The sequence below is a fragment of the Aminipila sp. genome (assembly GCF_032051575.1).
Lineage (GTDB): Bacteria > Bacillota > Clostridia > Peptostreptococcales > Anaerovoracaceae > Aminipila.
This window is the reverse complement of sequence record NZ_DAMBYD010000006.1, coordinates 153,575-177,074: the sequence shown is the minus strand read 5'-3', so window position 1 is coordinate 177,074 and position 23,500 is coordinate 153,575. Positions and strand designations below refer to the sequence as shown.

Below are 23,500 nucleotides of genomic sequence, written 5' to 3'. Positions count from 1 at the left end.
CGGGAGCATTTATGATGGATTTTATGGAATATGATGAGCGTGTCACTTCGACCAATCAAAATAGTGATGATGAAGGGGTAGAGCTTACTTTAAGACCAAAAAAATTAGATGATTATATCGGTCAGAAAACAGCAACAGATAATCTGAAAGTATTTATTGAAGCTGCGCAAATGCGAAATGAACCTTTAGATCATGTATTGTTTTATGGACCGCCTGGTTTAGGTAAGACTACGCTAGCAGGAATTATTGCCAATGAGCTTGGTGTAGATTTAAGAATCACTTCAGGACCAGCAATAGAAAGAGCAGGAGATTTAGCAGCTATACTTACTAACTTAAATGAAAATGATGTTCTTTTTATAGATGAAATACACAGGCTAAATCGGTCAGTAGAAGAAGTATTATATTCGGCAATGGAGGACTATGCATTAGATATCATCATAGGGAAAGGACCATCTGCAAGATCTATTAGACTTGACTTGGCTAAGTTTACTTTAATCGGGGCCACTACCAGAGCAGGCAGCTTGTCCGCACCTCTTAGGGATCGATTTGGTGTAGTCAGTAAATTTGAACTTTATACTATTGATGAGTTAAAATTAATTATTAAGCGGTCAGCAGGACTTTTAAATATTGAAGTGGATGATGAGTCCCTTGAGGCTATGGCTAAGAGATCTAGGGGAACACCTAGAGTTGCCAATCGAATTCTTAAAAGAGTTAGAGACTTTAGTCAAGTAAAGGGAAGCGGTATTATTGACCTTGATATAACCAACGAAACTTTAAGATCTCTTGGTGTTGATGAGTATGGCTTAGAGACACTGGACAGGGAAATACTCAGAATGATTATTGAGAGGTTTAAAGGTGGGCCTGTAGGTATAGATACAATAGCAGCTTCCATTGGGGAAGACAGAGTGACTATTGAGGATGTATATGAGCCATATTTAATACAAGCAGGGTTTTTACACAGAACACAAAAAGGAAGAATGGTTTCAGAACAAGCATATAAGCATTTAGGAATTAATTTACCAGATTAATAAAAATAAGGAGCAGATATGAAGGTTACGGTAAAAGATATTTTGTCAACAGTTGTCGTAATGGTAATAATAATGACAGCATGTATTAGTTTAGATTTAGATTATGCCAGAGCAGATTCTATACCGGAATATATTAAGATTGGTTTAAAGTATGGAAGTTCAAGTGCCAGCCAATATGATGTAACATTTGATAATGGTGTGAAATTAGGTATGGGAGATAATAATGGATTTACTGAATTGGCGGCTTTCCAGGATGTAAATAAAGTAACTATTAGTATTCAATTTGGCAGCATACAGTTAATTGGAACAAAAAACTCTGGTGAAACGATTGCAATGAACACAGGTTTTCAAAACGCAAATTGTATTATGCCATATAACTATGAAAATGGTAGTACTTTAACTTTTGCAAATAGTAAATATAGAGGCGGAATCATGTTTAATATTTCTTCAGGCAAGTTGACAATTATCAATTTTTTACCTATGGAGCAATATTTATATGGTGTCATAAATGCTGAATTAAGTAAATCATTCCCAATAGAAGCGCTAAAGGCTCAGGCTGTTGCAGCAAGGAGCTTTGCAGTCTGCAAACTTGGGACTCATAACTCGTATGGTTTTGACCTTTGTGCATCAACTCATTGTCAAGTTTATAAGGGATATAATGATGAGTATCCTGAGACCATCGCAGCTGTTGATCAAACTAAGGGAGAGACTATAAATTATGAAGGTAAAACTGTAGCTGCATTTTTCTTTAAAAATAGTGGTGGTTATACTCAGGATGTTCAAGATGTATGGGGAAGCAGTTTAGGATACTTAAAAGCAGTTAAAGATGAATATTCACCTTCATATCCTTGGAGTCAATCTTTTACATTTTCTGAGTTAGCAAGTAAATTATCTGCTGCAGGTAATAATATAGGAACGATTACGAATGTTTCCATAATAAAGAGGAATCAGTCAGGGGCTGTGGATACCATTCAATTCACAGGAACAGGCGGTATTGCCACGTTACAGAAAGAAAAAATAAGGAGCGTTTTAGGGGCTACTGTTATTAAATCAAACAGGTTTTCTTTAAATGAAAATGGAAGCACCCAGCCTGTGGTGAATAATTCTTCGCAGCCTTATGTAGTTTCTAAATCCTCGAATAGCCCAACCGTATTACCTGAAACGGTGTATGTAATAAATAAAAGTGGTTCCACTAGTCAGATTTCAACAAATAGTATGTATGCTCATAATGGTAAAGATACGAAGTCTGTTGCGGATATGAATCAGACTACAGGCGGTAATCAGATATCCAACACATTAGAGAGTGTGAGTGGTGGAAATGTAACATTTACAGGGCTTGGTTATGGACATGGCATCGGTATGCCTCAGGATAGCGCTGTAGAAATGGCCAAAAAAGGCTTTACATATATGGACATATTAAAGTATTATTATACGGATATTACAATTGATTAGATAATAGAATGGAGTTATAAGGTTAATGCATATTAATGATTTTGATTATAATTTGCCTCCGGAGTTAATTGCGCAGAAGCCGGCCGATAAAAGAGACAATTCAAGGCTTTTGGTAGTTCATAGGGATACTGGAGACGTTGAACATAAACATTTTTATAATATTTTAGAATATTTGAAGCCGGGAGATTGTTTGGTATTAAATAATTCAAAAGTATTGCCTGCCAGGTTATTTGGAACGAAGGAAGGAACTGGTGCTAAAGTTGAATTCCTTCTTATTAAAAGACTTGAGGGTGATACTTGGGAAACCATGGTCAAACCAGGTAAGAGGCTTAAACCAGGAGATGTAGTTGATTTTTCAAGGGAAGGTGCTACTGCTCCATTTAAGGCTACCATAATAGATTATGGTGAAGAAGGTACCAGACATGTAAAATTTGAATATGAAGGTATCTTCCTTGAGAGGCTTGAAGAACTTGGGAGTATGCCATTGCCTCCTTATATTGAAAGAGCCAGTGAGGAGGAAGATAAGAACAGATATCAGACAGTTTACTGTAAAGAAGAGGGATCTGTGGCAGCGCCAACTGCTGGTCTTCATTTTACTGATGAAATTCTGGAAAAAGCAAAAGAAATGGGTGTTAAATTGGCTTATGTTACTTTACATGTAGGTATTGGTACTTTTAGGCCAGTAAAATGTGAAATCATAGAAGAGCATAAGATGCACTTTGAAGAATACGAGGTAAGTGAAGAGAGTGCAAGGATTATAAATGAAACTAAAGCAGCAGGTGGCAGGATTATTTCTGTTGGAACTACGTCTTGCCGAACTGTGGAAAGTGCAGCTATTCCTAATCAAACTGATTCTACCTCAAAATATGAAGTTCAATCAGGACATGGAGATACTGGTATTTTTATATATCCAGGTTATGAATTTAAAATAATTGACTGCTTGATTACAAATTTCCATTTACCAAAATCAACATTATTAATGCTTATTTCTGCATTATACGATAGAGAGAAAATTCTTGAAGTATATAATACTGCCGTAGAAGAACAATACCGATTCTTTTCATACGGCGATGCGATGCTGATTTTGTAGCATCTGACCTTCCAACGATTTGTTTCACACATTTGGATTGGTCATAAAAACAAGTTAAAAGGAGAATGTTATAGATGAAAAATGCAGTTACTTACGAACTGATAAAGACAGACAGTCGGACAAAGGCTAGAAGAGGCAGAGTTCATACACCTCATGGTGCTATTGAGACTCCTGTGTTTATGCCTGTTGGAACGGCTGCTACAGTAAAGGCTATGAGACCTGAGCAGGTCAAAGAAATGGGAGCGCAGATTATATTATCTAATACGTACCATTTATATCTAAGGCCAGGTCATGAAATTGTAAGAGAAGCAGGCGGACTTCATAAGTTTATGAATTGGGACAGAGCCATATTAACAGATAGTGGTGGATTCCAAGTCTTCAGCCTGGGGGACTTAAGAAAAATTACAGAAGAAGGGGTAGAGTTTAGATCTCATATTGATGGTTCTAAACATATGCTTTCACCAGAAAAATCAATGGAGATTCAAAATGCTTTAGGCTCAGATATCATGATGGCCTTTGATGAATGCGCACCATATCCTGCAGACCGAGATTATGTGAAAAATTCCTTAGAACGAACTTCCAGATGGTTAAAACGATGTAAGGATTACCATAAAGATGTGGAGAGACAATCTTTATTTGGAATCATGCAGGGTGGTATGTATAAGGATTTAAGATATGAAAGTGCCATGCAGATCGTTGATTTGGATTTACCTGGTTATGCCATAGGTGGATTAAGTGTAGGAGAACCGAAGGAATTAATGCTTGATGTGCTGGATGATTGTGTTGACTATTTACCAAGTGAAAAAGCCAGATATCTGATGGGAGTCGGAAGCCCTGATTATTTGTTTGAAGGTGTTGAACGTGGGGTTGACATGTTTGACTGTGTCCTTCCAACAAGAATTGCAAGACATGGTATGGCTATGACTTCATATGGAAGAGTAAACATAAAAAATGCAAAGTATGAAAGAGATTTTGAAGCTCTTGACCCTGAATGTGACTGCTATACTTGCAGAAATTATTCAAAGGCATACTTAAGACATTTGTATAAATGTGATGAAATGTTATCAGCAATGCTTTTATCTAACCATAATTTACACTTCTTAGTAAATATGATGGGCAATATAAGAAAAGCTATAGAAGAAGATCGATTTCTTGAATATAAAAATGAGTTTTATACTAAGTATGGCAGGTTCTAAGAACCTGCCTTGCTAGTCTACTGTGACAAATTCTAAATAAATCATTAAAGGAAATAGGAGAGATTTATGGAAATATGTAAGCATGACCAATTTTGTGGAGGATGCATTCATCAGGGTATACCTTATGAAAAACAGGTAGAAATGAAGGGTAAAGAAGTCATCCGTTTACTTGATGCAAAAGATGTAGTTTGTGAAAAGTTTTTAGGCATTGAAGGTAGTCCAAAACAGTATGCCTATAGAAATAAGATGGAATATACTTTTGGAGACCAAGTTAAAGATGGAGAAATGACCTTGGGAATGCATCAAAAGGGTAGATTTATGTCAATTGTTACAGTTGATGAATGCCAGCTTGTAGATCCTGATTTTAATATAATACTGAAAGCTGTTCTGGAATTTTGTAATCAACATGAATATAAGTTCTATCATAAAAAATCCCATGAAGGGTTAATGAGAAACCTGATTATAAGAAAAGGGGAACGAACTAAAGAATTACTTGTAAATATAGTTACTTCTTCTCAGGTTGAATTTGATGAACAGGGTTTTGTTGAATGTATTCAGGGCCTTAAGCTTGATAATGAACTTGTAGGAGTACTTAGGACTATAAATGACGGGCTTTCAGATGCAGTTTATTGTGATGAATTGAAGATACTTTGGGGACGTGATTATTATATGGAAAAAATCATGGGCCTCGATTTTAAAGTAAGTGCATTTTCATTCTTTCAGACAAATATTGAAGCAGTGGAACGATTATATGCAGAAGCTCTAGAGCTAATTGAAAATGTTGAAGGCAAAACCGTCTACGACTTATTCTGCGGAACAGGGACTATTACGCAGGCTTTAGCATTGAAGGTCAAAATGGCTATCGGAGTGGAATTAGTAGAGGAAGCTGTAGAAGCCGCCAAGGTAAATGCAGAGCTGAATGGACTGAAAAACTGCCGGTTCCTTGCCGGAGATGTGTTTGACGTACTGGACCATATAGAAGAAAAACCTGACGTAATCGTGGTTGATCCTCCAAGAGTGGGAATTCAAAATAAGGCATTGAGCAAAATTGTAGATTATGGGGTTAATCAGATTGTTTATATATCTTGTAATCCTAAGACGTTGGCTGAAAATTTGCAGTTTATGCAATTGTATGGATATGAGGTTAAAACAGTAAAGGCGTATGATAATTTTCCGATGACGAAACACACTGAGTGTGTGGTTCTGATGACGAAATGTGGTTCTGATAAGAAATAATGAAAGCTAACCACAATATGTTGTGGATTTGAAGTGAATTTGGGGCAAAAATCGAGCGTAAAAATGACGATTTTTGCCCCTTAAAAATATGCAAAAATAAGGATGACATATGCAGATATGATTGTAAAAATTCCTCAAGGCGGCAACGATTGCTACTTTGAGGAATTTTTATGAAATATTTATATTAAAGGCATCTTTATATTGATGGAGATAAGGTCGACAGATGTTTGAAGGGTGTGGTAAAATAAGGAATATTGAACGGCCGTTATGAAAATAGAAAGAGTTTTGGAGGGAGCATGAATACAATATTATCAGGGCTATTAATTAATTTTATATCAAACTTTGTATCTGAGTGCTTTAATTATATTACGAAAGAAGATTTTGAAAGTAATATGACGGAAGTTTTTATCAAGTTAGAAAATAACTTTAGAATAGAAAATCCAAATCTCGTAGTTGAGGATTCTGCTTTAGCTAGACAAGAGAATGTAGACATATTATGCAAATGGATATTCGAAGATAATATTTTCAACACAGTGCCTTTAAATTTTAATTTGAATAATTTTGATGGAACAATCTTAGCAATAGAACAAAAAGATTTTATTATAAAAGAGTTAAGGAAGTTAGTCGTAGAAAATGATATTTTAAAAAGATATATTGAATTTAATATTACAAAAGATACAAATAACATAATTCGTAGAGAAATTGAAAAATATACAGGAATCAAAATATCTTATTTTTATCCAAATGATTATATTGAGCGAAACGTTAGATCTTTTAAAGATAAACATGTAAGCGGGAGTTTATATGATATTTGCTGTGCGAAAAAGAGAGTTGTGCTACTTGCAGATGCAGGGATGGGAAAAAGTAAAGAATTGGAATGCTTAACCACAGCTGTTTCTAAACTTGATTTTTATAAAGTATATAGCTATGATTTATCAACATATATAGACCATTCTATTGAAAATTTTATTGGTTTTGACAACACATATAAAGGTCAGTCTTTCATAATTTTAGATGGATTTGATGAGATAGAAGCTAAGAATGTCAATGCATTTATAAAAAGACTTAATAGATTTACAAATCAATATAAAGAAAATACCGTATTTATAATCTCTTCAAGAAAAAATTTTTATGTTTTATCACAGGAAAGTATTATCAGTAGTTTTAATAATTTTTATGAACTAGAGCTATTACCTATTGATGATAAATTAGTAGAAGATTATATTGAAAGGCAAATTGGTGATAGAAAATATTTTATGGAGGCTATTTCAAAAAGTTCATTAGAAGATTTAATCAAAAACCCATTTTATCTTAAAATGCTAATTGAAATATATAATAAAGATAAAATTTTGCCTAAAAAGAGCGATCTAATAGATAAAATGATAGATAATAGATTCTGTCAGGATAGTAATAAATATATTAGTACGGAAGCTCTTTATCAAAGAAAAGTAAAAATCAATGAGTTACTTCAAAAAGTAGCATTTAGCTTGCACTGTTTAAATAAACAGGATTTTGATGAAGCTGAATATCAAATATTATTTGAATATAATGAAAGATGTTTACTTCAATATACTGGAATATGGAGAAAATATAATGGACTAAATTGGAAGTTTGAACATAATAACTTCAAAGAATATTTAGTAGCTAAATTTCTTTCGAATATGGAATTATTTGAAATAAAAGAGCTTATCACTTATAAAGAAATGTTAGATACAATTAATCCATTATGGATGAATGTTTTATCTTTTTTAGTATCAATTTACCAAAAAAATACTCTTGTTGAATGGTTAATAGATGAACATCCATCTTATGTGGTTCAATTTGAGATTAATACAGTTGATTATAATAAAAGAGGTGAATTGATAATTGCAATTTTAGAAAATTATAATGAAAAGAATATGTCGATAAATTGGGATGTTAATTCATCACAAAAGTTAGCTAATTTTGGACAATCTAAACATCTACTAAAATACCTATTGAATCAGGTGGAAAATTTTACAAACATAATCTCCTTTAATAATGCCTTAAGAATTCTGAGATTTATTACAGATTTCTACTGCTATGAAAATGATATAAGATCAATTATATTTGAATATTGTAAATCAGAAAAAATGGATAGTTATGAAAAACAATGCCTTATTATGATTCTATCCAATTCAAGGATTTATACAGAAAAAATTGCAGATGAACTTATAAAGCTTTTTTATGAAAATTGTATAAGTGACATTCGATATGGCATGTATTTATTTATACAAGAGCATAATCTACAGAATAAATATGTGGGATTTCTTATTAAAGGTATTGAAATTTGGCATTCTAACAAAAAAGAAACAATAAATTTAAGTGAAAAAATATATTTGGATAAAAATATCCCGTCAATTAATAGTATCGAAGCTGTTAGATATGTACTAAATTATTTAATAAATTTGGATGAAAATTCTCCATTTTGGTGGGAAGGTGAAGAATATTTTGACCCAATAATCTTTAATGCTGAAATTCTGTATAAAGAAGGTGAAGTAAAGGTATTAAATGATATACAAGTTCTTTTTATAAAGAGTTCAATGAGATTTAATCAAAGATTAGTGTCTCTAATAAAGACATTTTTTAATAATACAGGTACAGTTTTTGATACTTATGCTTTTGTATTAAATGAGTGTAAAAATCTTGATGAAGGGATTTTTTGCATAGAAGATATTATGGATAAACAGTGTATAGATGATTTTATAGAGATATATAAAAATGACGAGTTAGAAATTAAAAGAATATTTATTGAATATGCTCTAAGAAGAAATACTTCTGATTACAGATTTGAAGAAATTATTAAGCTAGTTTTTGAAAAGGAAGGCATAAAAATTCCTAAGCGAGAGGTAGTGGATTATGATCTTATTAGAAAAAGGGGGAAGCAAATATATTTTAATGCTTTATTTGATGAAGAGAAATATTTAAAATTAATAGATGATTTTATTAAATTACTGATGCCGGATGGTAGTATATTAGAAAATTGGCATTCTAATATAAAAAATAAACCAGAGCTATCTGATATTTACTATGACTGTTATTTGAAGGAAAATAATAACTCTGATAAATTGAGAGATTTTATTTATGCAATTAATTGGGAAGACTTTTCGATTAATCGCATTGTAAAGAAAATGTATAATTCATCTAAAGATATCGAAGTAAGTAAAAAACAAGAGGAGATCATTATAAATTATTGCTATAAAAAGATTTATGAAACAAATTTTGAATCCGAGATAGAGTTGAAAGTAAATGGTTTTAGTTGTAGTAATTTAATTAAAAATTTGTTATTCTTTACAACGTTTTATTCTCTTGATTATGAAGAAGAAGTTTATTTGAAAATGTTGATGATACCTACTACTTTATTTAATGAAACGAAAAATTCTTATCGTCAATTTTCTTCATATTTAATCAGACGCATCAGACATGAAGAAATGAAAAATCAAATTATCTTTAATTTGAGAAACGAAACTTTGATTGGTGATGTAGCTCTTCAACATTTGAATTTTTGTAAAGAAAACAAATTAGATGATGGAATAGATTTGGCTTTAGATATATGGAAAGATAATGAATACACAGAGTATGTTAAAGGTGAGATATTAGAGTATATAATGGTTGTAAAAGACAGCAATTATGTATATAAAAATCTTTTACCCACTTCAAACACAGTTCAATTAAAAATTATAGTAAATAAATGTCAGTCCGAAAAAAATGGACTACTTATATGTAGAATGCAAGAGGAAAACTCGAAATCTGAAGACGGTAAAATGTATTTGCAAGAGTTGATTTCTATTGATTCTTTATTTGGCTTGAAAAAATATTATAATTTGGCAATAGAGAATAATCGAATACCAGATTATCCAGACGAAGAGGGGACAATACCCGTTATTACAGGTGAAATTAGTAAAGTAAAGGATTTTGAATCTTTAGAATTAGTTATGAAATTATCGGAATTGGTAACAAAAAATGATTTTATAGATTTAGATTCTTGGGGATTATATAATAGTTTATGTGGTGCTATAAAAAATATTGCATCAAATGGTAATGCACTTAAAGTAAAAATAGCATTGGAAAAGTTAGCAAATGCAAGTATTGGCAGAGAAAAATTAGCAACATTTTGCTATGGGAATATTGAAAGTATTAGAACAGACTTGCATAGTCAATTAAGTAGTAGCTGGAGTATAGCAGAAGTCAAATCGTTTTTGGAAAAAGGAGTTATTCATATGGGAAATAATTACAATATCACTAATAATGGAACAATACAACATTTAGCTGTTGGGGATCAAGCATCAGTTGTGGTAAACGATGGATTAAAAGAAGAATTAAATTTATTATTAAAAGAATTGGCAAAATTAGATTTACCACATGAAGAACAAGAACGAATTAATGTATTAAATGACAATATAAAAAATAACCGCTTTGGTGGAGTCAAGGCCCAAATAAATAATTTAATTGTTGGAATAAGTGCTAGCTGCATTGCAAATGGAATGCCACAGTTGATAGAAAATTTAGCTAGTATAGTTCAAAGATTGACATAAATTGATGATTAAATAACGAATCAGGAAACTCATGTACTTCGTATTCGTAAGAACTCCGCCAAGGAACCACCAGCTCCCTATGACATCATTATTGTCTACTCAAGGCATACGGAGTGTGTGATTCTGAAACTCGAAAAAGAGAGTTATATCGGAATTTAGTGCGAGTAAGCAAGGCCTATGGCAATATTAAATTTTCAAGTAACATAATAAGGGTATCGGATAGGCTGGGTATAGCCTATCCGATACCCTTATTCTATATAATTTATTTATACGTGTATAGGCATGCTTACATTTGACGATTACAAACAGTCACGTTTTACTCATACCATAATACTATACAGTAAAATGTAATTTACATTATTAAAGGAGGAAATCTCATGACAAATGTGTTCAGATATGACTGCGATGAAAAAATATCAGACTGCAAGAATAATGATTTTAATTGCATAGATAAAAAACATCCAGTACCTGGTAATTCTATTTTGTCAACTGGTAATGGGTCTTTGGGACCAAGAACAATTGATTTTACAGGCGGTGTGTCAACAATAGATATAAATCAAGCAATTGCAAGTACTACAATTGACACATCTTGCAACAAAAATTTAAAATGGCTAATTAACTTTAATGGAATATTAAATATAACAGCAAATAATACTGATATGTTTAAATTTAAATTCACCTTAACCAGTATATGTAAAAACAATAAAGTTTCAAATACACTGGCTATCTTTACTTTTGACTTTTTATATGTACTTGCTACAAATCAAGATAGCCGCACTTTAAATTTTGAGTATTCTCACTGTGATGAATTATGCGAAGATTGCTGCACCTATATTCTTGAATTGACTAGTATTCAATCCACTAACGCCTCAATTTTAAACTTTGATATTAACAGTGGACTTATTTCTATACTGGGCGTAGAATATCAAAAAAGCAATTACTTTTCTGATATTCATAATAAAAACTCTGGAAATGCCTTACTATGTGTTAATTCTAATATTTATTATTCTAGCAATCTTACTTTTACAGTTCCAAACTATTTGATTACCTTAAATCAACCTATTGCTGTTATTAACTTGGATACAACCTTAATGAAGAAGCCTAAGCTGCGCTTAAAGTTTACAGGAATATTGAATATAGTTACAATGAATATAGGTGTAACACCTACACTTTACTTCACTTTATTTAAGCTTTGCAAAGGCAGCAGAGTCCGTACTCCGGTCACAACCTTTGCCTTTACAAATATTATCGCTAACGTAGTTTCTAACAGTGAAACTTTAAATTTTGAATATTCTCCTTGTGATGAAAACTGCTTTGAATGCTGCACCTATATTATTGAGCTAACTAGTATTACTAACGGAGGGCAGCCAGGAACGATGACTCTTTCTATTAACAATGGCACCTTCTCTGCATTAGCTTTTGATTGCTGTTTAAACAGAAGTAATAAATTAATTGGGAATAGTATATTTAGCAGTAATGTCGGTTCTTTTTATTTTGGACCTATTGATATACCAGCTGATAGACAGCTAACACAAACTTTAAACCTTCCTATAGTCAGCACCACAATTGATATAAGTAATTTAAAATGTCCAAAGTTTCTTATAGATTTTAATGGAATTATACACAATGACTCAAGTTCAACAGCTACGACAACTTATAATTTTACCCTATACAGAACCTGCAAAAACAGTAATGTTTTACAGCTATTAACCTCCTTTGTTTATAATTCTATAAATTTACTGACCCTTAATCAAAGCAATGCTTTAAAATTTGAATATTCCGACAATGAAAACGTATGCGGTGATTGCTGCACCTATATTCTTGAATTAACCAGTATAACTGCATCTGACCATATATTTATATATGATATTGGCATAAGTAAAGCAGTACTTTCTATATTAGCGGTGGAATCCTGCAATTAACAAGGAGGAGATTGGACTAGATCAAATAAGAGAGTGAGATTAAACTGTTTTCGAGAAAAATACTTTGCCACCAAGGAAGCAGTGGGCCATTATGGCATCATTATTGTCTACTCAAGGCACACGGAGGTAGTTTGTTTGTTGGAGCGTGGCAAGAGCATTGAAAAATAGAGGGATTTGGTCGTTTTGCGCAAGCTAAAAGATTTGAGAACCTTGAGATGACAAAAAAGATGACGAAATGTGGTTTTGATAAGAAATAACGAAATATGAACACAATATGTTGGCTTGGAAGTGAAATTGGGGCAAAAATCGGACGAAAAAAGGACGATTTATGCCCCTTTATAATAGGCGGAAATACAGATGATATGGCAATACATATATTTTCAAGTAAGAGACATCATTGTCCGTTTCTTGACAGCTAACCATAGTGTATAATTAGTGTCAAGAAAGGAGTGAACGATATTAGTAATGAAATCATTAGGAGATAAGATAAAGGAATTAAGAATAGCTTTAGGAATGACGCAGGAATATTTAGCGGATCAGTTAGAGATTACGGTTAAATCTGTACAACGCTATGAAAGAGGAAAATCCAGGCCAGATACATATACAATAGCTAAATTAGCAGTCTTTTTTGAGGTATCATCAGATTACTTATTAGGAATTAGTTGTATTCAAGAACAAAAGGAAGAAATTAAGAATAAAGTCTCTGGGGAGGGGACATATAATATCTTTTATGAAAATTATTTAAAATCTAAAAATGATTATATAATTGATGTTAATGCAACTTATTATTGGATAGAAGCCAATGAGGATAAGATTGGTGGTCAAACTCAATGGGTAGGTTGGACTGATGAAACTAGGGAAATGCAAATTAGAATACTGAGACCAGTTATACCTGATAAAGCTATTGAGCTCTGTAAACAAGTGCGTGGAAAGCCAATGATTATAAATTCTGAAGAAGATGTAGGAATATTTTTAATATTTGGTGGACAAGCGATTGTAAAAAAAGAAATTTGTGAAAAATATTTACCTTGGTTTTTGGAACCATTCATAGTGAAAAATTAGATGGAAACTTTCACTTTAGTTAAAGCATACGGAGTGTGTGTGTTTGTTGGAAAAAAATAATTAAATTGATTTGAATTAGAGCTGATAAAATAAAAAAATGGTCGAAGCATGTAGAACGCTTGTTCTGTATGCTTTTTTATGCTAAGATATAAATACTAAGAGCAAGAAAAAAATAGCAATTGAATGAAAAAATTGGACTAAGAACAATTAATACAGGTAATAGGGATAATTATTTAATTAAAGAGGAAGGAGAAAACTTATGGCGAAGAAAAAGAATGATGAAATCACCATACGTTCGAGTGCAGCAGAATACCTAACATATATTGCAGCAACAGGGGATAATCCTCAAAGCTTTGAAATGCGTTATGAAGATGAGAATATATGGGTTACTCAGAAGATGATGGCCGAATTATATAAAGTAAATATCCGCACAATTAATGATCATGTTAAAAAGGTATATTTAGATAATGAGCTAGATGAAAGCTCAACTATCCGGAATTTCCGGATAGTTCGAACCGAAGGAAGTAGATATGTAAACAGAGATATAATGCATTATAATCTACAAATGATTATTGCAGTTGGATTTAAAGTGAATAATGAGAGAGCGATACAGTTCCGCAAATGGTCGAATCAAATAGTAAAAGATTACACCATAAAGGGATTTGTAATGGACGATGAACGTTTGAAGAATGGTGGGTCTATTTTAACCGAACAGTATTTTGAAGAACAGCTTCAGCGAGTTCGTGAAATACGTTTGAGTGAACGAAAATTCTATCAAAAAATTACTGATATCTATGCGACCGCTATTGATTACGATGTAAGCTCAAATGCTACAAAGCGTTTTTTCGCAACCGTACAAAATAAGTTACATTGGGCAATTCACGGTCAAACCGCATCAGAAATCATATATACGCGAGCAGATGCTCAAAAAACACATATGGGTCTGACTTCTTGGAAAGATGCACCAAATGGAAAAATCCAAAAATTTGATGTCTCTATTGCTAAAAATTATTTAACAGAATTTGAAATGTCACAACTTCAAAGGTTAGTTTCTGCATATTTGGATATTGCAGAGGATATGGCAATTAGACATATTCCAATGACAATGGAAGATTGGGAAACTAGATTGAATCGGTTCATAGAAGCAACGGATAGGGAAGTCTTACAAGATGCTGGAAAGGTGACAGCTGAAATTGCCAAAGCCCATGCAGAAAGTGAATTTGAGAAATATCGCATTGTTCAAGATGGGCTGTTTGAATCTGATTTTGATAGGCTAATAAATGAGTGGAATTATAAAGATTAGATGGTATTTTTTATACTAGAAAAGCTTTTTTAAGGTAAGAATTATTTCCCGCCAAGGAACCACCAGGTCCTTATGTCATCATTATTACCAGTTCACGGCATACGGAGGTAGTTTGTTTGCTGGAACGTGCATAAGCGTTGCAACTAAAGGGTTTGGTCGTTTTGACTCCAGTCAAAAGATTTGAGAACCTTGAGGTGACAAAAAAGATGATTAAATGTGGTTGTCATAATAAATAACAAAAGTTGACCACGATATATTATGGTTTTGAAGAAAGTTTGGGGGCAAAAAACTGACAGAAATGTGATAGTTTTTGCCCTTTTAAAATGGGCGGGAATAAGGATTTTCCGTGCAATCAGTAAATAAAGGCAAGCTTACATACAGTGATGTTTTAACTTTTTTCTCTGTATGATATAATTTATAAAGGGTGTTGATAGTAGATAATATGGGGGATTAAAATGTTTAAAATAGCCATTTGTGATGATGAGGAAAAAGTGTGCGCTGAAATGGAAGAAATAATATTAGAATATGGCCAAAATAGTAGGCTTATGTTAGATGTTGAAGTATATTATGCAGGGGAAGATTGATTAAAACAGTTAAGTAGAGGAGAATATTTTGATTTAGTATTTTTAGATATTGAAATGCTGCCTATGAATGGAGTTGAAGTAGGCAAAGAAATCAGAGAAACTTATAACAATGAATGTACAAAAATAATTTATATCTCTGGGGTTGAAGGCTATGCAATGGAGCTATTTGATATACGACCTTTGAATTTTTTAATAAAACCTGTAAATAAAGAAAAAATTATATTTAATATAGATAAAGCCAGACACTTAATTGAGCAATATGAAGAAGTATTTGAGTTTAGTTGCAATAAAACAATAGAACGACTTCATGTAAAAGACATAATTTATTTTACCAGCCAAGCAAGAAGAATAAAGATTATTACAATAGAGGATTGTAAAGAATTTTATGGAAAGCTATCAGAAATTGAAATGAAGTTAAGTTCTAATTTTATCAGAATACATAAATCATATTTGGTAAATAAAAATTATATATCAGAATATACATATGACAATATAAGGCTGTTTGATGGACAGATGTTAAATATTACACGTCAATATAGGAGTGAAGTTAGGACAAGTTTAACGAAAAGAGGATTATAATGAACCAACTATATTCGTATTATAGTATAGTAATGTATTTAATATATAATGCCTTCGGCATATATGCATCTATTTTTATATCAGCACCTAACTCATTGGCTTTATGCAATTTAAAGTTTAAGATACTATCAAAAGATATATTATGAGTGCAAACATAGTTTCCTTTTACTAAAAGTTGATTTTGCATACTATCTAAATAACTTATAATCTTTTCATTTTCTTGTTTTTTTGCCATACTGCTTAAAGCCAGTATATGGTTTTTAAAATCATGCCTTAATATCCTTAAATTATCATTAGAATTTTTAATATACTAAGTGTCTGCATTGATATGTTTTGGATTTGGAAGCTGGGAAAAAACAATAGCGTAAAACATAATCGCACAACCGATTAGTTCTTTAATGGAAAGAGTTTGATGAAGTATTAGCCATCCCGATAAAACAGAAAATACGGATTCTAAACTGAGTATAAGTGCAGTCATAGTAGGTGGAACATGTTTTTGTCCAAGAGTTTGGAGGGTATAGGCTACACCGCAAGATAAAATTCCCGAATATAGAATTGGAGGGATAGCGGCTATGAGAGCGTTAAAACTTGTTTCTTCAAAAACAATTGAAATTAACAAACTTAATGTAGCACAAAAGAAGAATTGGAGGCACGAGAACTTAATTTCATTAATTTTCGTCGAAAAATGGTCTATTAAAAGGATATGTATGGCTGTAGTTAATGCACATAGTAAAATCAAAAAGTCTCCATAGGCTATGTTAAACTTACCGGTCATACAGAGCAGGTACATGCCAATCATAGCGGATAATATGCAAATCCGTATACGCATAGAAATATGTTTTCCCATAAATAGACCAAGAACGGGTACGATTACAATATATAAGGATGTGATAAATCCTGCCTTTCCTACAGTAGTATATATAATACCGATTTGTTGAAAAGTTGCAGTGATGAAAAGAATGAAACCGCAAATAAAGCTACTTTTTAATAAGAAGTGATTTGAATAGAACTGTTTTCCTTGGATATCTTGATCGCTTGGATTGCTCTTAAATGAACTCTTAAATGAATTAGAAAATAATAAGATTGGTATAAGTACAACTGAACCAACATAGAATCTTGCTGCATTAAAGGCAAATGGACTTAGATTTTTCATACCAATACTTTGCGCAACTAAAGATGTTTTCTATTAGTCAAGTCATGTAAAGCCACTTCATAATCAGGACCTAAAGTGTTTCCTAAAACTTCAGTTAGTTTAATATATGGAGCTAATAAAGAATTTGTCATAAATGCACCTCCAATTTGCTCAGGACTCCATTTTACAATAATAAAACGGAAATCTGGAATATATGTTAAAGGGAAAATATATTATTATAGGGATAAATTATTTCCATAGGAAGGAGGAAAACAATGCGGGGAATTGTAAATACAGATAAGGTACCAGCAGCAATCAGCCCTAGCAAGACTACCTAAGGATGCATTAGTTGAAATTGAAGCTATTGCAGAAAAATAAGAGCTTGCCAAACAAGCATAACTAACAAAAAAAGATACTGTCCGCCAGTCACTCTATAGCGATGACCGGAGTATCCTCTATCATGAAGGCGCAAGACGCCATATTAGGAGGAAACATAAATGAAAGAGTATCCATTAAACGCATCAACACCTAGTTCATTGGCATATGTTAAAAGAAACATTCCACAGGTAACGGTTGAACAGAGAGAGAGAGCTCTCGCAGCAACACATTATAACGAGTTTGCATTTCCAGCTGGTATGCTTACAGTTGATATGCTTTCTGATTCAGGTACAACTGCTATGACCGATGTACAGTGGGCAGCTATGTTCCTTGGTGATGAGTCGTACGGACGTAATAAAGGTTACTATGTACTTCTTGATACATTACGAGATGTATTTGAGCGTGGAGATGATCAGAAAAAGATCATAGATCTTGTTCGTACAGATTGTCAAGATATAAATAAGATGATGGATGAGATGTATCTTTGTGAATACGAGGGCGGCCTTTTCAACGGTGGTGCAGCTCAGATGGAGAGACCTAATACATTTATTATTCAGCAGGGACGTGCAGCAGAGTCGGTTCTTATGGAGATTGTTAAGAAGATTCTGAATACTCGTTATCATGGAAAAGTATTCACTATTCCTTCAAACGGACATTTTGATACAACCGAAGGTAACATCAAACAAATGGGTTCAGTTCCTCGTAACCTTTACAACAAAGAATTACTCTTTGAAGTACCGGAAGGGGGATTATACGCAAAAAATCCTTTTAAAGGTAACATGGATATTGATAAGTTAGAGCAGCTCATCACAGCAGTTGGACCTGAGAACGTTCCTCTTGTTTTCACATGTATTACGAACAACCCTGTATGTGGTCAGCCTGTCTCTATGGCTAACCTTCGTGCGGTTAGTGCTATAGCTCATAAGTATGGTATTCCTTACATACTTGACGCAGCTCGTTGGGCAGAAAATGCATATTTTATCAAAATGAACGAAGAAGGTTATGCAGATAAGTCTATCCCTGTTATTGCAAAAGAAATGTTTTCTTACTGTGATGGCTTCTGTGCGTCTCTTAAAAAGGACGGGCATGCTAACATGGGCGGCATACTTGCTTTCCGTGATAGGGGACTCTTCTGGAAAAACTTCTCGGACTTTAACGAAGATGGAATAGTTAAGACAGATGTCGGCGTACTTCTGAAAGTTAAGCAGATTTCTTGCTACGGTAATGATTCTTACGGAGGCATGTCCGGAAGAGATATTATGGCACTTGCAGTTGGCCTCTATGAGTGTTGCAACGTAAACTACCTCAAGGAGAGGGTTGAACAGTGCGAATATCTTGCGCAGGGCTTCTACAAGGCTGGAGTTAAGGGAGTTGTACTTCCTGCTGGCGGCCATGGTGTATATATCAATATGGACGAATTCTTCAATGGTAAACGTGACCACGAATCATTTGCGGGAGAGGGCTTCTCACTTGAACTTATCAGAAGATACGGAATCAGAGTTTCTGAGCTTGGTGATTACTCCATGGAGTATGATCTTAAGACGCCAGAACAGCAGGCTGAGGTTTGTAACGTAGTTCGTTTCGCTATCAACCGCAGCCAGCTTAGCCAGGAACATCTGGATTATGTTATAGCAGCTGTTAAGGCTCTTTATGAAGACAGAGAGAATATTCCTAATATGAGGATTACTTTAGGTCATAAGCTTCCTATGCGTCACTTCCACGCATTCCTTGAGCCATATCCAAATAAATAAGAACAGTTGTGTATTATCGAGAACTTTTAATATATAGTATAGATAATGCGCAAAATTATCGGGCAACTATGATGGTGTCCGCAAAGAATATGTATATATTTTTTTGTTGGGCACCATCACTTTATTTTTAGGAGGCAAATATGAGCGAAACAACGCAACGTGATGGATTTAAAAGTAAATGGGGATTTGTCTTAGCATGTATTGGTTCAGCAGTAGGTATGGGTAATATATGGCGTTTCCCATATATGGTTTCAGCATGGGGAGGCATGACATTCCTGATTCCGTATTGCTTATTTGTAATTCTTATTGCTTCTACCGGCGTTATTGAAGAAATGGCGCTTGGACGTGCAGCAGGCGCAGGCCCAATAGGAGCCTTTGGTAAATGCACCGAGATTAATAACGGTAACAAAAAATTAGGTGAAACAATTGGCGTAATCCCAGTTCTAGGTTCACTCGCACTAGCAATTGGCTACACAGTAGTAGTTGGTTGGATCTTTAAATATACATTTCTTGCTTTTAGTGGCAAGCTTGCCGCCATGGGGCAGGATATGAATCAGATAGGTGGTATGTTTGGAACAACCGCAATATCATGGGGCAATAACATATGGATTATTATTGCAATAGTAGCCAGCCTTACCATCATGGCTCTCGGTGTTGCCGGTGGCATAGAAAAAGCAAACAAAATTATGATGCCTGCATTGTTTACACTTTTTGTAGGACTTGGAATCTACATCTTCACACTTCATGGATCACATGAGGGATATAAATATATCTTTACGCTTAATCCAGCAGGTCTGGCTAATCCAAAGGTTTGGATTTTTGCTTTTGGCCAAGCATTCTTCTCTCTTTCTATCGCAGGAAACGGAACGGTTATCTATGGTTCTTACCTAAGTAAATCTGAAAATATTATAACTGCAGCATGTAATGTAGCTATATTTGATACTATCGCAGCTGTTCTTGCCGCTTTAGTTATTATTCCTGCCATGGCAGTAGGTGGTGCAGAACTCTCATCAGGTGGTCCTGGACTTATGTTCATCTACCTTATTAATGTATTTAACGGTATGCCTGGGGGAACTATAGTAGGAATCCTTTTCTACGTCTGTGTACTCTTCGCAGGTATAAGCTCACTCATTAACTTATATGAAGCACCTGTTGCTACGCTTCAAGAGAGGTTTGGTATGAAGAGACTTCACGCAGTTGGAGCAATCGCAGTTGTAGGATGTGGGGTTGCACTGTGCATACAGGGTATTGTATCGGGTTGGATGGATGCAGTTTCTATTTACGTATGTCCTTTTGGCGCTATGCTGGCAGGTATTATGTTCTTCTATGTTGCAGGCGACAAGTTCGCACTTGATTCAGTTAACGAAGGTGCAAATAAACCTATCGGTTCATGGTTTATGTCTCTTGGTAAGTTTCTTTTCGTTCCACTTGCATTTATCGCACTCGTTACAGGTGCTATGTTCGGTGGTATCGGTTAACTTTAATATCTTACATTGAAAAAGTGACTTCTCTACCTCGATTTACCGACGAATTTTGTTAACAAAAATGGAAACATCGTTGGTAAACCGATACAGGTCGTACTTATGAAATAGAAGTATATCCATTTTCTTTTGCTGAGTACCTACGAATAAATACTTACTACGAAATATTGTGGTTATGAAAGAATAATAAACCTCCGGCATATCCGGAGGTTTTTCTTATGCGGGCAAATCCCTCTAATACGGTTTTGCCCTTTTAAAACGGATGAAAATATAGATGGCATAGATTGACAGAGAAAAAAACAGGTTGACAGAATAGGTTTATTGGGATAAACTCATCGTAAGGTTTATCTAAATAAACCTTACGATGCTTTGTATACAAATAACATCAATAGAAGGGAATAAAAAATGTCAGATTATAAATTATTTGAATCCGAGTACAAATTTATGGAACTGATCTGGGCACATGCCCCTATCAATTCTACAGAGCTTGTTAAACTATGCACAGAAGAATTAGGCTGGAAAAAATCGACGACGTATACGGTACTTCGTAAACTTTGTGAACGTGGAATTACAAAGAATGTAGAAGCCATCGTTACGTATATTGTGCCGAGAGAAGAAATCCAAAGGCAAGAGAGTAAGGCGTTTCTTGATAAAACATTTAATGGTTCTCTTCCACTGTTTTTAGCGAGTTTCTTGAAGAAAGAAACTTTATCTGAGCAAGAGTTAAAGGAGTTGAAACGTATTATTAATGAGAGCACAAATGAAGCAGAGGATTAAATTGCTTTTTACTTCAATTGTGCCGTCTACATGGGGGGAATGGAGAGTAGAATGATAAATGTTTTTATGACTGTTATAAATATGAGTATTACGGCTACCTTTGCGGCATTAATTATTTTGGTTTTTCGAAGTTCATTAGGAAAAAAGATGCCTAAAATATTTTCTTATGCTCTTTGGGGGATTGTATTGCTTCGATTGGTTTTTCCGTTTTCTTTTTCTTCCGTTTTCAGCATTTTGGATAAGATCAATCCAAATGTGGGACAGTACGGAGAATCATTGAGCAAAGCCTATTTAATGCCTCATTCTAATGAATTACCACCGCAAGGGTTAGAAGAAACAAATTTCCTAGGAACTACTGCTGCAAATGCAGGTAGCGGGGCAGTAAGTGCACCCATGGACTTCATTCAAGGGAATTCTATTATAATGGGATGTGCAGTCATTTGGGCCATTGGGATAGCGGCATTGCTCATGTATAGTTTGATTTCCTATTTAAAAATAGCTAGAAGGGTGAGTACCGCTACTCGATTGAAAAAGCAAGATCTTATAGAGCGTTGCAGTGATATGGTTCAATTACGGTATCCCTCTGAAGTATATAGTTCAGATCAAGTAGAGAGCCCCTTTGTATGCGGTATACTGAAGTCTAAGATTATTTTGCCAAATTTTCTCTTCCAAAATGAAGCATATGAAAAAGAGGTGCAACATATTTTACTTCACGAGATGGTACATATTAAACGGTTTGATTATATAGTAAAACTCCTCGCTTATATGGCTTTGACGATTCATTGGTTTAATCCTATAATATGGGGCTGGTTTTATCTGGCAAGCAAGGACATGGAACTCTCCTGTGATGAAAAGGTGCTACGATTATCGACGATGGATCAAAGAGAGAACTATGCAAATACCCTGCTAGGAATTTCAATAAAACAAAACAATTTATTTGCAGAAGGTTTACTTGGGTTTGGGGAAAGTAATGTTGGGGAAAGGGTGAAAAATATTATGAAATATAAAAAACCGACGAAAGGAGTCATTGTCGTATCGACGTTGATATGCGTTATCTTTGGCATTTTACTGTTATCTAACCCACTGGATGGTAGGGCCTCTATGAATGAGCCTATGAATGTATTATTTATAGGTGCTTGTGAAACTGGATCGAACACAAACATTCCTGTAGATTCCTTTATTTTGATGGGATATGAGGCAAAAACAAGTAATTTAAACGTGGTGATGATTCCCAGAGATACGATGCTTAAGGGGGATGATGGCAGGAATACAAAATTGAGTTTATATGCGTCTTCCCATGCTCCCGAGCAGGTGGTTCAAAAATTGAACGAGTTATTGGGGACTAACATTTCAAAATATGTAAAGACGGATACCGCTGCTTTGAGAGATTTTATTGATGCTATCGGAGGAATAAGTTATGATGTACCGCAGGATATGTATTATGACGACCCAATGCAAGGATTACATATTGCACTCAAAAAGGGTCCACAGATTTTAAATGGAAAACAGGTAGAAATGCTTGTACGGTTTAGAAAAGGATATGCCGAGGGTGATCTCGCTCGAATAGACGTGCAAAAGGATGTACTTGCGGCAATTCTAACGCAGAAAAGTGAGACTGATATCTTTAAAAATATAGGCTCCCTTTATAAATTAGCATCAAAAAATATTGAAACGAATATCGATAAAAAAGAGATAAAAAAGTATGCTGCTGTCGTAAGAAACGATTCCATCAAAAAGGATAAGATCAAAGAAATCAATTTACCATATTCTTTACCATTTGAGGATGGCATTAGTTATGTAAAAATCGATGAAGAAAAAGCCCAGCAATTATTAAAAGATACATTTTAGCCTTGCAGTATAATAGATATGTTGTGGTTCTTAAGGAAAATTCTTCATAATTGAAGGTTAAAATAACCGATAATATATTATAGGATAGGATTTAATGGCCGAGTTTACAGTGTGAAGTAAACTCGGCT

The 23,500-nt window shown here is 33.9% G+C and carries 18 protein-coding genes and 1 pseudogene; 17 read left to right on the top strand and 2 right to left on the bottom strand.

Going from position 1 to position 23,500, the window contains the following annotated elements:
• The first annotated feature begins 14 nt into the window (after window positions 1–14).
• The 13 genes and pseudogenes from ruvB to RTW14_RS09855 all read left to right on the top strand — a co-directional run bounded on the left by ruvB (window position 15) and on the right by RTW14_RS09855 (window position 16,005).
• A complete protein-coding gene (ruvB, locus tag RTW14_RS09915) occupies window positions 15–1,028 on the top strand; it encodes a Holliday junction branch migration DNA helicase RuvB (RefSeq protein WP_334308163.1) in 1,014 nt (337 codons plus the stop codon).
• An 18-nt stretch (window positions 1,029–1,046) separates the two neighbouring features.
• Entirely contained in the window at window positions 1,047–2,480 is a 1,434-nt protein-coding gene (locus tag RTW14_RS09910; protein ID WP_312650300.1) for a SpoIID/LytB domain-containing protein, read from the top strand.
• A 25-nt stretch (window positions 2,481–2,505) separates the two neighbouring features.
• A complete protein-coding gene (gene queA, locus RTW14_RS09905; protein ID WP_312650297.1) occupies window positions 2,506–3,570 on the top strand; it encodes a tRNA preQ1(34) S-adenosylmethionine ribosyltransferase-isomerase QueA in 1,065 nt (354 codons plus the stop codon).
• Between the two features lie 74 nt (window positions 3,571–3,644).
• Window positions 3,645–4,766: a tRNA guanosine(34) transglycosylase Tgt gene (gene tgt, locus RTW14_RS09900; protein ID WP_312650294.1), complete on the top strand. Its 1,122-nt coding sequence runs from the start codon at window positions 3,645–3,647 to the stop codon at window positions 4,764–4,766.
• A 66-nt stretch (window positions 4,767–4,832) separates the two neighbouring features.
• Complete coding sequence (rlmD, locus tag RTW14_RS09895; RefSeq protein WP_312650291.1) at window positions 4,833–6,002, top strand: 23S rRNA (uracil(1939)-C(5))-methyltransferase RlmD; 1,170 nt, start codon at window positions 4,833–4,835, stop codon at window positions 6,000–6,002.
• A gap of 296 nt (window positions 6,003–6,298) precedes the next feature.
• Window positions 6,299–10,555, top strand: coding sequence for an NACHT domain-containing protein (locus RTW14_RS09890; RefSeq protein WP_312650286.1), 4,257 nt, complete (start codon window positions 6,299–6,301; stop codon window positions 10,553–10,555).
• A 377-nt stretch (window positions 10,556–10,932) separates the two neighbouring features.
• On the top strand, window positions 10,933–12,477 hold the full coding sequence (locus RTW14_RS09885; protein WP_312650283.1) for a DUF4489 domain-containing protein: 1,545 nt from the start codon (window positions 10,933–10,935) through the stop codon (window positions 12,475–12,477).
• A gap of 263 nt (window positions 12,478–12,740) precedes the next feature.
• Window positions 12,741–12,896 (top strand): hypothetical protein, encoded by a 156-nt coding sequence (locus tag RTW14_RS09880; protein ID WP_312650280.1) that lies wholly within the window; start codon window positions 12,741–12,743, stop codon window positions 12,894–12,896.
• Window positions 12,897–12,942: 46 nt separating this feature from the next.
• Window positions 12,943–13,539 carry a helix-turn-helix domain-containing protein gene (locus tag RTW14_RS09875; RefSeq protein WP_312650276.1) on the top strand — a complete coding sequence of 199 codons (597 nt, stop codon included), beginning with the start codon at window positions 12,943–12,945 and terminating at the stop codon, window positions 13,537–13,539.
• A gap of 259 nt (window positions 13,540–13,798) precedes the next feature.
• Entirely contained in the window at window positions 13,799–14,842 is a 1,044-nt protein-coding gene (locus RTW14_RS09870; protein ID WP_312650273.1) for a virulence RhuM family protein, read from the top strand.
• Between the two features lie 455 nt (window positions 14,843–15,297).
• Complete coding sequence (locus RTW14_RS09865; protein WP_312650271.1) at window positions 15,298–15,426, top strand: hypothetical protein; 129 nt, start codon at window positions 15,298–15,300, stop codon at window positions 15,424–15,426.
• 30 nt (window positions 15,427–15,456) lie between these two features.
• A pseudogene (locus tag RTW14_RS09860) lies at window positions 15,457–15,636 on the top strand (response regulator); the annotation flags it as partial.
• A complete protein-coding gene (locus RTW14_RS09855) occupies window positions 15,619–16,005 on the top strand; it encodes a LytR/AlgR family response regulator transcription factor (protein WP_312650766.1) in 387 nt (128 codons plus the stop codon). The pseudogene RTW14_RS09860 and the gene RTW14_RS09855, both read left to right, overlap by 18 nt.
• A 310-nt stretch (window positions 16,006–16,315) precedes the next feature.
• Here the strand turns inward: RTW14_RS09855 and RTW14_RS09850 are convergent, their stop codons facing one another.
• Both RTW14_RS09850 and RTW14_RS09845 read right to left on the bottom strand, forming a co-directional pair.
• Window positions 16,316–17,158 (bottom strand): DMT family transporter, encoded by an 843-nt coding sequence (locus RTW14_RS09850; RefSeq protein ID WP_312650268.1) that lies wholly within the window; start codon window positions 17,156–17,158, stop codon window positions 16,316–16,318.
• A gap of 17 nt (window positions 17,159–17,175) precedes the next feature.
• Window positions 17,176–17,289, bottom strand: coding sequence for a PAS domain-containing protein (locus tag RTW14_RS09845; RefSeq protein ID WP_312650265.1), 114 nt, complete (start codon window positions 17,287–17,289; stop codon window positions 17,176–17,178).
• 345 nt (window positions 17,290–17,634) lie between these two features.
• Between RTW14_RS09845 and RTW14_RS09840 the strand changes: the two genes are divergently transcribed.
• The 4 genes from RTW14_RS09840 to RTW14_RS09825 all read left to right on the top strand — a co-directional run bounded on the left by RTW14_RS09840 (window position 17,635) and on the right by RTW14_RS09825 (window position 23,372).
• Entirely contained in the window at window positions 17,635–19,266 is a 1,632-nt protein-coding gene (locus RTW14_RS09840) for a tryptophanase (protein ID WP_312650262.1), read from the top strand.
• A gap of 140 nt (window positions 19,267–19,406) precedes the next feature.
• Window positions 19,407–20,744, top strand: a complete 1,338-nt coding sequence (locus tag RTW14_RS09835) for a sodium-dependent transporter (protein ID WP_312650259.1) — start codon at window positions 19,407–19,409, stop codon at window positions 20,742–20,744.
• A gap of 408 nt (window positions 20,745–21,152) precedes the next feature.
• Entirely contained in the window at window positions 21,153–21,524 is a 372-nt protein-coding gene (locus RTW14_RS09830; RefSeq protein WP_312650256.1) for a BlaI/MecI/CopY family transcriptional regulator, read from the top strand.
• 51 nt (window positions 21,525–21,575) lie between these two features.
• Window positions 21,576–23,372 carry a M56 family metallopeptidase gene (locus RTW14_RS09825; protein WP_312650252.1) on the top strand — a complete coding sequence of 599 codons (1,797 nt, stop codon included), beginning with the start codon at window positions 21,576–21,578 and terminating at the stop codon, window positions 23,370–23,372.
• The last annotated feature ends 128 nt before the right edge of the window (window positions 23,373–23,500 follow it).

Bases quoted from the DNA above. Each gene is read 5' to 3' on its own strand.
- ruvB (WP_334308163.1), top strand. From the start codon at position 15: ATGGATTTTATGGAATATGATGAGCGTGTCACTTCGACCAATCAAAAT.
- RTW14_RS09825 (WP_312650252.1), top strand. From the start codon at position 21,576: ATGATAAATGTTTTTATGACTGTTATAAATATGAGTATTACGGCTACC.
- RTW14_RS09885 (WP_312650283.1), top strand. From the start codon at position 10,933: ATGACAAATGTGTTCAGATATGACTGCGATGAAAAAATATCAGACTGC.
- RTW14_RS09880 (WP_312650280.1), top strand. From the start codon at position 12,741: ATGAACACAATATGTTGGCTTGGAAGTGAAATTGGGGCAAAAATCGGA.
- rlmD (WP_312650291.1), top strand. From the start codon at position 4,833: ATGGAAATATGTAAGCATGACCAATTTTGTGGAGGATGCATTCATCAG.
- RTW14_RS09840 (WP_312650262.1), top strand. From the start codon at position 17,635: ATGAAAGAGTATCCATTAAACGCATCAACACCTAGTTCATTGGCATAT.
- RTW14_RS09850 (WP_312650268.1), bottom strand. From the start codon at position 17,158: ATGAAAAATCTAAGTCCATTTGCCTTTAATGCAGCAAGATTCTATGTT.
- RTW14_RS09865 (WP_312650271.1), top strand. From the start codon at position 15,298: ATGTTTAAAATAGCCATTTGTGATGATGAGGAAAAAGTGTGCGCTGAA.
- RTW14_RS09890 (WP_312650286.1), top strand. From the start codon at position 6,299: ATGAATACAATATTATCAGGGCTATTAATTAATTTTATATCAAACTTT.
- queA (WP_312650297.1), top strand. From the start codon at position 2,506: ATGCATATTAATGATTTTGATTATAATTTGCCTCCGGAGTTAATTGCG.
- RTW14_RS09910 (WP_312650300.1), top strand. From the start codon at position 1,047: ATGAAGGTTACGGTAAAAGATATTTTGTCAACAGTTGTCGTAATGGTA.
- RTW14_RS09845 (WP_312650265.1), bottom strand. From the start codon at position 17,289: ATGACAAATTCTTTATTAGCTCCATATATTAAACTAACTGAAGTTTTA.
- RTW14_RS09875 (WP_312650276.1), top strand. From the start codon at position 12,943: ATGAAATCATTAGGAGATAAGATAAAGGAATTAAGAATAGCTTTAGGA.
- RTW14_RS09870 (WP_312650273.1), top strand. From the start codon at position 13,799: ATGGCGAAGAAAAAGAATGATGAAATCACCATACGTTCGAGTGCAGCA.
- tgt (WP_312650294.1), top strand. From the start codon at position 3,645: ATGAAAAATGCAGTTACTTACGAACTGATAAAGACAGACAGTCGGACA.
- RTW14_RS09830 (WP_312650256.1), top strand. From the start codon at position 21,153: ATGTCAGATTATAAATTATTTGAATCCGAGTACAAATTTATGGAACTG.
- RTW14_RS09835 (WP_312650259.1), top strand. From the start codon at position 19,407: ATGAGCGAAACAACGCAACGTGATGGATTTAAAAGTAAATGGGGATTT.